The organism is Flavobacterium panici (assembly GCF_024499525.1).
Lineage (GTDB): Bacteria > Bacteroidota > Bacteroidia > Flavobacteriales > Flavobacteriaceae > Flavobacterium > Flavobacterium panici.
The window spans coordinates 4,935,012-4,949,885 of the sequence record NZ_CP100437.1; the positions used below are offsets into that span (position 1 = coordinate 4,935,012).

At 35.3% G+C, this 14,874-nt stretch carries 7 protein-coding genes; all 7 read left to right on the forward strand.

The window, feature by feature from the left end; translation table 11 throughout:
• Positions 1-42: 42 nt before the first annotated feature.
• The 7 genes from NLJ00_RS20695 (at position 43) to NLJ00_RS20725 (ending at position 14,733) form a co-directional block, all read left to right on the forward strand.
• A complete protein-coding gene (locus NLJ00_RS20695; protein ID WP_256635238.1) occupies positions 43-855 on the forward strand; it encodes an SDR family oxidoreductase in 813 nt (270 codons plus the stop codon).
• A 122-nt stretch (positions 856-977) separates the two neighbouring features.
• Positions 978-2,165 carry a mannonate dehydratase gene (uxuA, locus tag NLJ00_RS20700; RefSeq protein ID WP_256635239.1) on the forward strand — a complete coding sequence of 396 codons (1,188 nt, stop codon included), beginning with the start codon at positions 978-980 and terminating at the stop codon, positions 2,163-2,165.
• 314 nt (positions 2,166-2,479) lie between these two features.
• On the forward strand, positions 2,480-4,108 hold the full coding sequence (locus tag NLJ00_RS20705) for a DUF4955 domain-containing protein (RefSeq protein WP_256635240.1): 1,629 nt from the start codon (positions 2,480-2,482) through the stop codon (positions 4,106-4,108).
• Positions 4,109-4,435: 327 nt separating this feature from the next.
• Entirely contained in the window at positions 4,436-8,527 is a 4,092-nt protein-coding gene (locus NLJ00_RS20710; protein ID WP_256635241.1) for a two-component regulator propeller domain-containing protein, read from the forward strand.
• 214 nt (positions 8,528-8,741) lie between these two features.
• Positions 8,742-11,744: a SusC/RagA family TonB-linked outer membrane protein gene (locus tag NLJ00_RS20715; RefSeq protein WP_256635242.1), complete on the forward strand. Its 3,003-nt coding sequence runs from the start codon at positions 8,742-8,744 to the stop codon at positions 11,742-11,744.
• 13 nt (positions 11,745-11,757) lie between these two features.
• Positions 11,758-13,278 carry a RagB/SusD family nutrient uptake outer membrane protein gene (locus NLJ00_RS20720; RefSeq protein WP_256635243.1) on the forward strand — a complete coding sequence of 507 codons (1,521 nt, stop codon included), beginning with the start codon at positions 11,758-11,760 and terminating at the stop codon, positions 13,276-13,278.
• A 282-nt stretch (positions 13,279-13,560) separates the two neighbouring features.
• Positions 13,561-14,733: a glycoside hydrolase family 88 protein gene (locus NLJ00_RS20725; RefSeq protein ID WP_256635244.1), complete on the forward strand. Its 1,173-nt coding sequence runs from the start codon at positions 13,561-13,563 to the stop codon at positions 14,731-14,733.
• The last annotated feature ends 141 nt before the right edge of the window (positions 14,734-14,874 follow it).

Consider the following 14,874-nt stretch of genomic DNA (forward strand, 5'->3'; position numbering starts at 1 on the left):
CAAATTTCAGGTTCAAAAAAATTATAAATCATAAAAATAAGAATGGATTCAATATTTAATCTAAAAGGAAAAATTGCACTTATAACGGGCGGTGCCGGAGTATTAGGAAGCAACTTTGCAAATGTTTTGGCTAAACAAGGCGTAATTGTGGGAATTGTTTCTCAATCGATTGAAAAAGCAAACAAAACTGTAAAGGATATAGAAGCAAATGGCGGACAAGGATTTGCGATTCAGGCGAATGTTTTAAGCAAAGAAGAATTAGAAAAAGCAAAAGACTTTATCGTTGAAAAGTACGGTCGTTTAGATATTCTGATTAATGCAGCAGGAGGAAATATGCCGGGCGCAACGATTCAGCCGGATCAAGCCATTTATGATATGAAAACAGATGATTTACAAAAAGTTGTCGATTTGAATATCATTGGAACTATGCTTCCAACTCAGGTTTTTGCGGAGCTTTTTGCCAAACAAAAATCAGGAAATATCATTAATATTTCATCAGCATCGGCACAAAGACCTTTAACTAGAGTTGTGGGATATTCTGCTTCAAAAGCGGCAATTGACAATTTTACACAATGGATGGCGGTTGAATTAGCTCAAAAATATGGCGAAGGAATTCGTGTAAATGCGATTTCACCGGGATTTTTTATTGGAGAACAAAACCGTGCATTATTATTGACTCCAGAAGGAAAATTAACTCCGCGTGGCGAAAAAATTATTGATCACACACCAATGGGAAGATTTGGAACTCCTGAAGATATAGACGGTGCGCTTTTATTTTTATGCAGCGATATGTCAAAATTCGTAACGGGAACAATCCTAAAAGTTGACGGAGGTTTTGCCGCAACAAGTATTTAAGATTTCTCACGTCCTGCAAGGTTTTCAAAACCTTGTAGGTCTAAATTATAGACTATTATAAATTAAAATACCTACAAGGTTTTGAAAACCTTGCAGGAGAATAAACCAAAAACACATAACAAATGGAACAAACATTAAGATGGTTCGGACCAAATGATCCTGTTTCTTTACAAGATATTGCACAAACCGGAGCAACCGGAATCGTAACGGCTTTACACCATATTCCAAACGGAGAAGTTTGGAGTATTGAAGAAATTATTAAACGAAAAGTGGAGATTGAACACGAAAACGGAGATCCTAAAAAAGGTGCTTCGGGTTTGACTTGGTCGGTTGTAGAAAGTATTCCGGTACACGAAGACATTAAAAAACAAACGGGGAATTATCTTCAATACATTGAAAATTATAAGGAAAGCATTCGCAATCTGGCTTTATGCGGAATTAAATGTGTGTGTTATAATTTCATGCCGGTTTTAGACTGGTCAAGAACTGATTTGTCCTATACAGTTGAAGACGGTTCGAAAGCTTTACGTTTTGACATTAATGCTTTTGCGGCTTTTGAATTATTCATTTTGAAAAGACCGGGCGCAGAAAAAGAATATTCTGCAGAACAGACCCAAAAAGCCAAAAGCTATTTTCAGGCTATGACGGATGAAGATAAAGTAAAACTGCAAAGAAACATTCTGGCTGGACTTCCGGGTGCCGAAGAAGCTTATTCTGTTGAAGATTTTCTAATTACATTAAGTGGTTATCATCATATAGACAGGCAGGCTTTAAAAGATAATTTATTCTACTTTTTACAACAGATTATTCCGGTAGCCGAAAGCAAAGGTGTTTTGATGGCAATTCATCCTGACGATCCGCCCTACCCAATTTTAGGTTTACCAAGAGTTGTTAGTACGGAGGAAGATTTGATTGAATTAATGAATGCAGCACCTTCTAAATCAAACGGGTTTACAATGTGTACTGGTTCATATGGCGTTAGAGCTGATAATGATTTACCGGGAATTGTGAGACGTCACGGTGATAAAATGAATTTTATTCATTTAAGAAGTACACAAAGAGATGAGGAAGGAAGTTTCTATGAAGCAAACCATCTTGAAGGAGATGTTGATATGTACGAGGTTGTAAAAGCGATTTTAGAAGTGGAGAAAAGAAACAAAACTAAATTGCCAATGCGCCCGGATCACGGACATCAAATGCTGGATGATTTAAAGAAAAAAACAAATCCAGGGTATTCTGCAATTGGACGTTTACGAGGGCTTGCAGAATTACGAGGACTTGAATTAGGGATTAAGCGATCTTTATTATAATGGGTTTGCCACGAAGGCGCTAAGATTTTTTTAAGCCACAGATTAAAAGGATTAAAAAGATTTTTTTTCTCTCGCAGATTTTTGCTGATTAAGCAGATAATTTAAAAGTTTAGTTTGTCATTTCGAGGAACGAGAAATCGCACAAGCTCAACAAAGATTGGAGAATTTCTACACGGAATTTCTAGTGCGATTTCTCCTTACGTCGAAATGACAAAAAAATCCACTAAATCTGCGAGATCTGCGGGAGAAAAAAAAACTTAGTGCCTTCGTGGCAAACCACAATAAAACTAACTAACCACAAAAACCACAAAACCATGATTCGCCAAACCATTCTTATATCCTGCAGCTTTTTTATGAATGCTGTATTGGCGCAGGAAATACCCAAAATTATTACTTCAAAAACAGATTATCTTCCTGATTTTAGTTTTGCGGGATATCATTTCGGCGAAAGCCAAATTCCAGAAAGTAACGGAAAAATTATTAATGCTGTTAACTTTGGCGTAAAAGCAAATGATAATCTTGACGATTCAAAAGCTTTATTGAAGGCTTTAAAAGCAGCCAATGCTGTTGACGGAAATGTTATTTTACAATTACCTCAAGGCAAAATTATTCTGAGTGAAATTGTCTATATCGAAAGAAGCAATTTTGTACTTCGCGGTACAGGTTCTGGCGAAAATGGAACTGAAATTTACTGCCCAAGACCAATGATGTATCTTAAAGATCCTGAATCTTTGGCGGAACTTCGTGAATATCTTACCACTTTTGATAAAAGACAGCGCGAACCTGAAAATAATGTTGATCTTCCTTTCTCACAATATGCATGGTCTGGCGGTTTCATATGGACACAGGTTCCGGGTGAACGCGTAAAATCTTATCTGGATAAATATGAACCGGATTCTAATGTTTTCGCGAAAATCAGTTCTGGGAAAATGGGTGAATTTACGATCAATGTTTCTGATGTAAAGAATTTGAAAGTTGGTGATATTGTCGAATTGCAATTGTTTAATAAAGATGGTGAAAACGGCGAAATCATTAAAGATTTATATCAGGGCGCAAAAGTAAAACCAGGCTCGCATCACTGGCAGTTTCCAAAACTTCCTATTGTAAGACAGCAGGTTGAAATTGTGAAGATTTCAAATTCAAAAATTACCATTAAAACGCCTTTGACGATTTCGATTAAACCAAGTTATCAGGCGCAATTGGTAGAATGGAAACATTTAAATGAAGTAGGAATTGAACATCTTCGTTTTACTTTTCCTGATATTCCGAGAGTGGCGCATCATGTTGAACCGGGAAATAATGCTATTTTCCTGACCCGTCTTTTTAACAGCTGGGTGAATGATGTAAAAATCACAAATGCCGACAGCGGTATTTTAGGCGAAGAAATCTCAAATGTTACGGTTCAGAATATTATTACCGATGGACCGCATTTGTCGCATTATACGGTAACTTTAGGTGGCGTTCATAATGTTTTGGTGAAGAATCTTAAAATCTACAATAAAGCGGTTCATCCGTTGAGTTTCAATACTTTTTCTACTAAAAACGTATATCAGGATTGTGAAATATTTGCCGATGCGCTTTTAGATCAGCATTCTGGAGCAAATCATCAAAATTTGTTTGATAATATCACGGTTCATATTACGGCAGATAAAAACAATAGTTACTTTTTATTTGGCGGCGGCGGTGCTGAATATTGGAAACCTTCGCACGGACCTTTCAGTACGTTTTGGAATTTAAATGTTCAGGTCGAAAATCCAGATCAGTCAAAACCTGTTCTATTATACGGAATGAAAGACGGTGCTTTCGCCAGAATTATTGGCGTACACGGAAATACAAAATTTGAAATCAAATACGACGTCGATCCCTATATTGAATTTTTAAACACGCCGATAGAAAAAATCCCGTCGCTATATGATTATCAATTAAAAAAGCGATTGAAGTAAAGTTCTTTTTTAATCTCGCAAAGTCGCTAAGACGCAAAGTTTTATTTGCTCATTTTAATGATTAATAAGTACTATTTGTCATTTCGACGAAGGAGACCCGAGCGATAGCGAATAGGCGAAGCAAATCTCCTCGAGAAACTCTACAAAGATTGGACTCTCGTTGCCGAGCTACTTGTGGAGATTTCTCCTTCGTCGAAATGACAAAAATGAGACAATACTTTGCGTTCCAGCGGTTGAAACCGCTGGCTATGTTTTAAATTCTATATCAATATAAAAACCTTTGCACCTCTGATTCTTTGCCTCTTTGAACCTAAAAAAATAAACGCTATGAAATACAAAATAGCTTTTCTCGTAACCGTACTTATTTTCGGAAATATGTTTTCCCAAAATAAATACCGCCTTAAAAATATTTCTACAACCGACGGGCTTTCGCAGAGTTCTGTTATTGCCATACATCAGGATAAGTTTGGACAGATGTGGTTTGGTACGCGCGACGGATTGAATAAATACGACGGCAGCCGATTTACTATTTTCAGGAATGATGTCAATGATAAATCTTCCATCAGCAACAATGATATTTTGGCAATTGTTGAAGACAATTCGGGAAAAATCTGGGTTGGAACTTACAATGGTTTAAATTGTTACGATCCTGTTTCTGGCAAATTTACCCGATATCTGCATACCAAAGCCAATCACACGATAAGCAATAATGCGGTTTGGACGATTAAAGAAATTGGCAGCGAAATGTGGTTTGGAACTTCAAAAGGATTGACAATTTTGAATAAAAAGACAGGAAATTTCACTTCGGTTTTTCATTCAGATACAGATACTTCTACACTTCCCAGCAATAATATTTTAAGCATTGTAAAAACCAAAAAAGGTGAAATCTGGATTGGAACTACAAAAGGTTTATGCCAGTTGACAAGCAGAAAAGGCAGTAAATTTTCGTTTAAAAATTATCCGTTAAATCCTGTTGATTTATTAACGGTGCAATCGGTTATTGAAGATAAAACAGGTAATTTATGGGTTGGGACAAAAAATAAAGGACTTTTAAAATTCGATCAAAAACAAAAAGCTTATGTTCCTTTTTTAGATACTGCGAAATACCGCGAAATCAATACAGACATTCGATCTTTGATAATTGACAAACAAGGTTCTTTGTGGATTGGTGCTTATGACGGAATTTACATTTTAGGACAAGATAAAAGTCTGCAAAAAATAAACAACAGCAATAACAACAATGGAATCGATAAAGTAAAATCTGTTTATATGGATAAAAAAGGTTCGATCTGGATTGGCTGTTATTACAAAGGCGTGAATCTTTGGGACGTTTCAAATGTCAATTTCTCTAATTACAATCAGAACTCGAAAAAGATTCCGATGAGTTTTGACGTAGTTAGTTCGATCATTGCCGATAAAAATCACAATATTTATTTTGGAACAGAAGGCGGCGGTATAACGATTTTCAATCAAAATACCGAAGCCGTAAGTTACATTAACAGCAAAACCGGACAATCCAATAAAAATGATATTAAATCAATGTGTCTTTCTGACGATCATATTTTATGGATTGGAACTTTTTCTAAAGGTTTATCGGCATACAACACGATTTCAAAAAGAATTGAAGACAATCGAATTACTCCAGATTTACTGGCTTTATTGAAAGAAAGCGGTGTTTATTCGCTTAAAACCGAAGGTCCTGTTTTATGGATTGGAACTTTCGGAAAAGGCTTAATTCGTTACGATACAGCAAGTAGAACTTTTCAAATTATTGGAAATGATAATACAAAACCCGTTTTTCTGACCAATAATATTGTCCGAACTATTTTAGTTGACAAACAAAATTACGTTTGGGTTGGAACTCAAAATGGTTTAAACCGAATTCCGTTAAAAAATTTCAATCCGCAAAAATATAAAATTCAGCATTTCTTTTACGATCATGCCGCTTTGTCCGGTGATGATATTTTGACTTTGTTTCAGGATTCTCAACATAAAATCTGGGTGGGAACAAAAGCTAAAGGTTTACATTATTTTGACGGAAAAAAATTCATTCACATTAATCTTAAAGTAGGAAATACGGTAATTACTTCTATTCATTCCATTTTAGAAGATGATGATAAAAATCTCTGGATCAGCACTAATTTGGGAATTATCAAATACAATACAACGAAAAAGAATATTGTAATTTATGATCAAAAAGACGGATTGGCTAGTAATGAATTCAATGATAATTCGGCTTTAAAATTAGATTCGAATCAATTTTATTTCGGAAGTCCGTCTGGGGCAACCTATTTTGATGCTGCAAAAATTTCCCTAAATCAATATTCACCTCAGGTTTTAATTACCGATTTGAAAATCAAGAACGAAACTATTCATGCAGAAGATAAAGACGGCATTTTAGAAAAAAGCATTGGTTTTACACAAACCATAACGCTAGATTATGATAAAGCTAATTTCTCGATAAATTTTGCGATTCCAAATTACATTCGATCAAAAAACAATCAATACAGTTATCGATTAATTGGATTGGAAAATAACTGGACAACGACTAAAAATGCTGAAGCTAATTTTGCGATTCAAAATCCGGGAACTTATGTTTTTGAAGTTCGCGGTGCTAATAACGACGGCGTTTGGAACAAAACTCCGGCAACGCTTACGGTTGTTGTAAATCCGGCTCCGTGGCGCAGTATCTGGGCATTTTTATTGTACGGAATTGTAATTGGTTTAGGATTATACGGTTTGATCTGGATTATGAAATCGAAAGCGAGATTGAAACAGAAATTAGAACTGGAATATCTTGAAACGAAACGTATTGAAGAAAATAACCGTGCAAAACTAGATTTCTTCACTAATATTTCGCATGAATTTAGAACGCCTTTAACGTTGATTTTAGGGCCATTGCAGCAAATTCTGGCTGATTATAACGGAACGAACGAAATGTACAAAAAGCTTTTGGTAATTGAAGGAAGCGCGAATCATCTTTTAAGTTTAATTAACCGTTTAATGGATTTTAGAAAATTGGAGAATGATCAGGTTACGTTAGAATCTGCTAACGGAAATATTGTAAAATTCACTAAAGAAATCTTTTTATCATTTATAGAATATGCCAAAGACGGCGGTTACGATTATACTTTTGAAACTTCAGATGAAGAAATATCGGTTTATTTTGACCGATATAAATTGGAACGTGTATTTTATAATTTGATTTCGAATGCGTTTAGATATACACCTAAAGGCGGAACGATCAACATTAAAATAAATCACGATCCTGAAAATCTTTTTATTGAGGTTGAAGATTCTGGAGTGGGAATTTCAGAAGAACATATTGATAAAATTTTTGATTTGTTTTTTGAAGTACCAACACACAATCAGGTTCAGAAAAATTACAATAAAGGAACCGGAATTGGGCTTTCGATTGTAAAAAATATTGTAAAACTGCATAAAGGAACAATCGATGTTACCAATAAAACTTCGGGTGGTGTTATTTTTAAAGTAACGCTTCCGCTTGGTCGTGAACATCTTTTAGACAGCGAGATTATTCCTGATTTTAAAATCAGCGATGATATTGCGCAATACACGGCGCAGCTTGAACCTTCGGAAACTATAGAAAATGAAGACATTGACGATTTAATTGTTAATGAAGAAAAACAAACCATTCTGCTTGTTGAAGATCATAAGGTTTTGAGAAAGTTCATGAAAAACCTGCTCAAAAAAGATTATAATATTATTGAAGCCGAGAATGGAAAAATTGCTTTTGAAAAGGCTTTAAAATTTGTTCCGAATTTGATTATTAGCGATGTTATTATGCCCGAAATGGTGGGAACTGAACTTTGTTCTAAAATTAAAGAAAACTTAAAAACGAGTCATATTCCGGTTATTTTGCTGACTTCGAGATCTTCATTAGTTTATAAATTTGAAGGACTGGAAAGCGGTGCCGATGATTACATTAGTAAACCATTTAATTTAATGGAATTCAGGCTTCGCGTTAAAAATCTTTTAAACTCAACCGAACGTTTAAAACTTAAATTTTCAAGCGAAGACAGTTTTATTCCTTCTGAAATTACGGTTTCATCTCTCGACGAAGAATTATTGAAAAAAGCATTTAAAATTGTAGAAGATAATATTTCGAACGAACAATTTGATATTCCGTTTTTCTGTTCAGAATTAGGTGTAAGCCGTACCATGTTATTCTTAAAAGTAAAAGCGTGGACTAATTTTACGCCAAATGAATTCATTCATGAAATCAGGTTAAAACGTGCCGCTCAATTATTGGAACAAAACAAATTAAACGTTTCAGAAATCAGTTATAAAGTCGGCTTTAACAATCCGAAGTACTTTAGCAAATGCTTCCAAAAAAGATACGGAGAAACTCCGTCACAATTTGCTGACAAATTTTATAAATCTACTGTCGTATTTTAAAAATCCCACTGTTTTTAGGGCTTAAAAAAGGGTATCTGTATTTTTAGATACCCTTTTTTGTATTTCTATATCGTTTTCGGCCTATACATTTGCGATATGAAAATCAGGAAAACAAACTTTTTATTGCTGCAAATTTTGTTTGTCATTATGATAATCGGAATGAGTCTATTGTTTTTCTACTTTCTCTAACATTAACCTTAAAACCAAAAAATGAATGTTTACAGACGAACAAATTAAATCGTTTAGATGGTATTTACTAGTAACTTTTTTACTGGCAACTATCATGATGAGTGCACAGGAGAGAAAAGTTACAGGAAAAGTAACTTCGAGCGAAGATTTACTCGGTTTACCTGGTGCTAATGTCTATATCAAGAATTCCTCTGTTGGAGCTACTACAGATATGGATGCAAATTACACTGTTTTTGTCTCTGAGAAAAATGCTGTTTTAGTATTCAATTTCGTAGGATATCAAAGCGTTGAAATTCCGGTTGGAAACAAAACTGCCATCAATGTAAGTTTAAAACCAGATACTAAAAATCTTGAAGAAGTAATTGTAGTAGGTTATGGAACTCGCAAAAAGAGCGACATTACAGGTTCAGTATCTTCTGTAACGGCAAAAGAATTGACTGCTTATCCTGTTTTAAGTGCAGAACAGGCTTTACAAGGTCGTGCAGCAGGGGTTTCGGTACAAAGTAATAATGGAGGTGAGCCGGGTGCGCCTGTAAAAATCAGGGTTCGTGGCGGAACTTCTATTAATGCGAGTGGAGATGCTCTTGTTGTGGTTGACGGTTTTGCAGGAGTTTCAATGCCTGCTCCTCAGGATATTGCTTCTATTGAGGTTTTAAAAGATGCTTCGGCAACGGCAATCTACGGATCAAGAGGTTCAAACGGGGTTATTATGGTTACGACTAAAAAGGGAAAACCAGGAAAACCGGTAATTGAATTCAGCAACTCTACTTCTATTCAGACTGTAAACAATAAACTTGATTTATTAGATGCAGATCAGTTTGCGGCCTACAGAAAAAGTTTTACAACACATACACAAGGTCCTGCAAACACTGACTGGCAGGATGTTATTTATCGTGACGGAATGATTTCGAATACACAATTATCATTTTCAGGCGGATCTGATACTGTGAAATATTATGTTTCCGGAACTTATTTCAACCAAAATGGTGTTGTAATTAATTCAGGAATTGACAGATATACGATTGTTGCCAATCTTGAAGCTGATTTATCTCCTAAATTTAAAGTGGGTTTAAACACTTTTACGAGTAAACAAAACAAAGACGGAATTGTGAGCCAGACTGGAGCCGGAGGAACTGGAGCTGCAGGTGTAATTGCATCGGCTTACAGATTTATGCCAGACAAAGGAATTTATAACGAAGACGGAACGTATACAACAACTGCACCGATTGGTGATGACATTGACAATCCGTATGCAACGGCAATGGAAAATATTTTGGAAACAGTTTCTATTGTAAACAGAAACAATTTCTTTGCACAATACAAAATCACAAAAGATTTAGATTTTAAAACGACTTTAGGTTTAACGGATAACAACTCTCAAACAGGAAGATTTATTCCTTCAACTTTAATTGCAGGAAAAAATATCAAAGGAGAAGCTTCTGTAAACAACACAAGGTTTTCTTCTTTCTTAACAGAGAATTATTTGACTTTTAAACGTGAAATTATCGAAAAAGGAGTTTTAACGGTTCTTGGAGGTTACTCTTACCAAAAAAACAAAAACGAAAGTTCATACGCTGCTTCAAGAGGATTTTTAACAAATACCAATTCATATAGAAATCTTGGCGCGGGAACTGTATTCTTAAAACCAGATTCTAATTTATCTGAAACTGAATTAATCTCTGCATTCGGAAGGTTGAATTTTGATTACGATGATAAGTATTTACTAACTTTTACGGCCAGACGAGATGGTTCTTCAAGCTTTAGTAAAAACTACAAATACGGAACTTTCCCTTCTGGAGCAATTGGATGGAATATTGGTAAAGAAAATTTCTTAAAAGACAGCAAAACAATTTCTAATCTTAAATTGAGAGCAAGTTACGGAGCAACAGGAAATCCATCTATTGGTGCCTACTCTACTTTATCAAGATTCTCTGAAATTTATGATGTGAGCGGTGACGTTATTGTAAATGCGGTTCAATTGACATCTTTAGATAATCCGAATTTGAAATGGGAAACTTCTTATCAACAAGATTACGGAATTGATTTAGGTTTATTTGATAACAGAATCAGCATTACGGCAGATTATTATAAAACGATCACAAAAGATTTATTATTCAACAGACCGCTTCCGGGAGTTTCTGGAATTGCTTCTCAGCTTCAAAACGTTGGAGAATTAGAAAACAAAGGATGGGAATTGGGTATTAATTCTAAAAACTTTATTGGTCAGGATTTTACATGGAATACAAGTTTTAATATCTCTTCAAACAAAAACAAGGTATTAAAATTAGCTGATAATAAAGATTTATTGATCAACTCAACTCCAGGTCACTTTTTGGCAACAGAATCTCAAATTTTGAGAGTTGGTGAGCCGGTTGGTTCTTTCTTCGGATTTATTTATGATGGTGTAATTCAGCAGGGAGAAACTGTTTTACCAGGAAACTTTGAAACTACTCCGGGTGGTGAAAAATTCAGGGATTACAATGGTGACGGAAAATTAGATTCACAAGATAAAACGATTATCGGAAATCCAAATCCTGATTTCATCTTTGGTTTAAACAATGATTTCACGTATAAAAATCTTGATTTGAATATTTTCTTTCAAGGTTCAGAAGGCGGACAAATCCTAAACTATACCTTAATGGAATTAGCATCTGGAAACAACAATGCTACAACAGAAGTTTTAGATGCTTGGACTCCAACAAATACAGATACAAATGTTCCTAAAAATGCAGCAAGAACAAAAAGAGTTACGTCTAGATTTGTTTATGACGGAAGTTACATCCGTTTAAAAAACATCTCTTTAGGATATAGTTTAAGTGAGAATGTTGTTTCTAAATTCGGATTAAGCAAAGTTCGTTTTTACATCAGTGCACAAAACCTTTGGACCATTACTGATTATCCGGGAACTGACCCTGAAACGAGTTACTTAAACGACAACAACTCAAGAAGTAATACCAATTTAGGATTGGATTATGGAGGTTATCCAAACGTGAGAACGTTTACAATGGGTCTAAACGTAAAATTCTAACAATAAAAATATCATGAAAAAATATATAGCTTTTCTTTTCTTGGGAACACTTACCTTTTTTGCATGTTCTGATTTAGAAGAACATCCGGTGGGGGTCATTCGTCCAGAAAACTTTTTCAATAATACCGACGATTTACAGGCCGCTGTAAACGGAGCTTTTGCAAACATTGCACATAACAATTATTGGGGAAGAGAATTTACAATTGCCTTAATGCTTCGCGACGATATGTCTGACATTGGTGATAGAACTACACAAGCCGCACGTATCGATGTAAACGATATGAGTATGAATGATACAAATGCACTTGTAGCAAACTTTTGGCCACAGTCGTATGTTATCATTACGGCAGCAAATCAGGCTATTGAAGGTGCTAAAAAAACGCCTGGAGATCCTGCAAAAGTAAACGCAATTGTGGCTCAGGCTTATTTTGCAAGAGCCTTTACTTACTATCATTTAGTACGCCTTTTTGGAGATATTCCGTACATTGATTTTGTGGTAAACGATGTTTCTCAGGTAAACTCTATCACTAAAACAAAAGAAGCCGATGTGTATCCAAAAATTATTGCCGATTTAGAATTTGCAAAACAATGGCTGGATGATAAACCAAAAGTAAAAGCCGTTCCAGGAAAAGGGACTGCAGCAGGATATTTAGCTTCTGTTTATTTAACTTTGGGTCAATATCAAAAAGCGTATGACGAAGCAAAATATGTTATTACAAACGAAACAAAATTTGGTTTAGGTCTTGATGCAGATTTTCAGGATTTATTTAATGCTACAAAAGCAGCTTCATTAAAAGAACCATTATTTACAGTAGATTTTAATAACTTAACATCTGGAAATTACGGTCAGGATTATACGGCGTTTTTTACAGGTTCATTAAAAGATGATAGTTACAGCTACGGACAAGGATTTTCTGTTGCCGTTCCGTCATTAAAAGTGTTTAATACTTGGGATCAAAGAGATTACAGAAGAGCCGTAAGTTTTGATACTATTATTAGAAAGAAAACCGGTCCAGGCGGATCATTGCAGGTTTATCCTTCAAGCGACAACGAAAAAGCGCCACGTCCGCATATTGCAAAATATTTCCGTTTTCCGGGGAAAGCGGGTGCAAACGGAAGAACTTCTCAGCATAATTATATTACAATGCGTTATGCCGAAGTTTTATTGACAGCTGCCGAAGCTTTAAACGAAATTAATCCGGGAACTACAGAAGCTGATGGTTATGTAAACCGAGTTCGTGCAAGAGCAAGAAATAAAGGAGGAAGACAAGTTTCTTTCCCTGCAAATGTAACACCAGGTTTGTCAAAAGCTGATTTCAAAAAAATGGTTATTGACGAAAGAAGATTAGAACTGGCTTTTGAATATATCAGATGGTATGATATCAAAAGATTGAAAAATGGTCCTGAAGTATTTGGTCCTGCTGGTTTAGAACCGCATGCAAATTTTGATCCAAACAAAGATTATTTATGGCCATTGCCGGGAACAGAATTGGCAATAAATCCAAATTTAAAACCAAATAATCCGGGTTATTAATTTAGCATAATTATATTGAACGCGGATTTTACAGATTCGCTTTGCGAAAACGCAGATTTGAACGGATTTTTTATGTCACTAATAATTTGTCTCCCGCAGATTTGACAGATTGAGCAGATTGAATTAAAAAAACATTTTTAATCTGCAGGAAATAAAAAAATCTGCCAAATCTGCCAAATCTGCGAGAGAAAAAAATTCAATCAGCGTTTTCGCGAATGCGAATCCGTAAAATTCGCGTCTAAAAACAAAGTCTAGAAACTAAAAATTAGATTAATTAGTAATATGAATAAAGTTAGTTTCATTTTAATCCTTGGGTTTGCATCGCTGGTAACAGCGTGCAAGTCCGGGATTAATTCTCAAACAAAAAGCACTGCAGCGGCAAATAATTTACTGGAAACACGTTACAAAATGTTGCTCGATTATCCGGTAGATTCTCTGTCGATGCCAAGAAGCATGAATATCAAAACCAATGAGATTCGCAAAGTTCCTTCAAGAGACTGGACAAGCGGTTTTTTTGCCGGAAATCTTTGGCAGTTATACCGATTAACAGGCGACTCAAAATATAAAGAACAGGCTCAAAAATGGACTCCTTTCAGCAAAAAGGAAAGTGTTAACAGTAATTCGCATGACGTAGGTTTTAAAGTGTTTTGCAGTTTTGGAGAAGCGCTGAAAGTGGAAAACAAGAAAGAGTACGAAGCGGTAATTATTAAAGGCGCTGAAACTTTATGCACAAGGTTTAATCCAAAAGTGGGTTCCATTCGTTCCTGGGATTTTAACAAAGAAATTTGGGATTATCCGGTTATCATCGATAATATGATGAATTTGGAATTGCTTTTTGAAGCTTCTAAAATATCCAGAAATCCAAAATACCGTGACGTAGCCATTCAGCACGCTAATACGACTTTAAAAAATCAATTTAGAGCAGACAACAGCTGTTATCACGTAATTGATTATAATCCGAATACGGGTGAAGTTAGAAAGAAAACTACTTTACAAGGTTTTAATGACGATTCAGTTTGGGCACGAGGACAAGGCTGGGCAGTTTACGGATTTACAATGTCGTACCGATATACAAAAGATCCGGCTTATTTAAAACAAGCCGAAGCGACAGCAAAGTTTTTTATGACGAATAAAAACCTGCCAGAAGACGGAATTCCGTATTGGGATTTAAAAGATCCGAGTATTCCAAATTCGCCGCGAGATGTTTCTGCCGCAATGGTAATGGCATCAGGATTATATGAATTGTATAGTTATACACAAAATAAAAGTTATCTGGCTTTTGCCGATAAACTAATAGCATCGGTTCAAACTGATAAATATATTTTAGATTCTAAAATTAAGGCTCCTTTTCTATTCGATCACAGCACAGGAAACTGGCCAAAACATGATGAAATTGACGAGCCAATAATCTACGCCGACTATTATTTTCTGGAAGCGGTACTTAGAAAAAAGTGATACAAGGTACAAAGGTACAGAGTTACAAAGCGACAAAGGTTTTAGCTTTTGAGCCTCTGAACCTTTGAACCTAAAAACCTTTGAACCTCTGAGCCTATGAACCTTTGAACCTAAACACACATGAAGAATTATTTACACAAT

What these genes read in the sequence shown, in the direction of transcription:
- NLJ00_RS20695 (WP_256635238.1), top strand. Translation starts at nt 43, where the DNA reads ATGGATTCAATATTTAATCTAAAAGGAAAAATTGCACTTATAACGGGC.
- uxuA (WP_256635239.1), top strand. Translation starts at nt 978, where the DNA reads ATGGAACAAACATTAAGATGGTTCGGACCAAATGATCCTGTTTCTTTA.
- NLJ00_RS20705 (WP_256635240.1), top strand. Translation starts at nt 2,480, where the DNA reads ATGATTCGCCAAACCATTCTTATATCCTGCAGCTTTTTTATGAATGCT.
- NLJ00_RS20710 (WP_256635241.1), top strand. Translation starts at nt 4,436, where the DNA reads ATGAAATACAAAATAGCTTTTCTCGTAACCGTACTTATTTTCGGAAAT.
- NLJ00_RS20715 (WP_256635242.1), top strand. Translation starts at nt 8,742, where the DNA reads ATGTTTACAGACGAACAAATTAAATCGTTTAGATGGTATTTACTAGTA.
- NLJ00_RS20720 (WP_256635243.1), top strand. Translation starts at nt 11,758, where the DNA reads ATGAAAAAATATATAGCTTTTCTTTTCTTGGGAACACTTACCTTTTTT.
- NLJ00_RS20725 (WP_256635244.1), top strand. Translation starts at nt 13,561, where the DNA reads ATGAATAAAGTTAGTTTCATTTTAATCCTTGGGTTTGCATCGCTGGTA.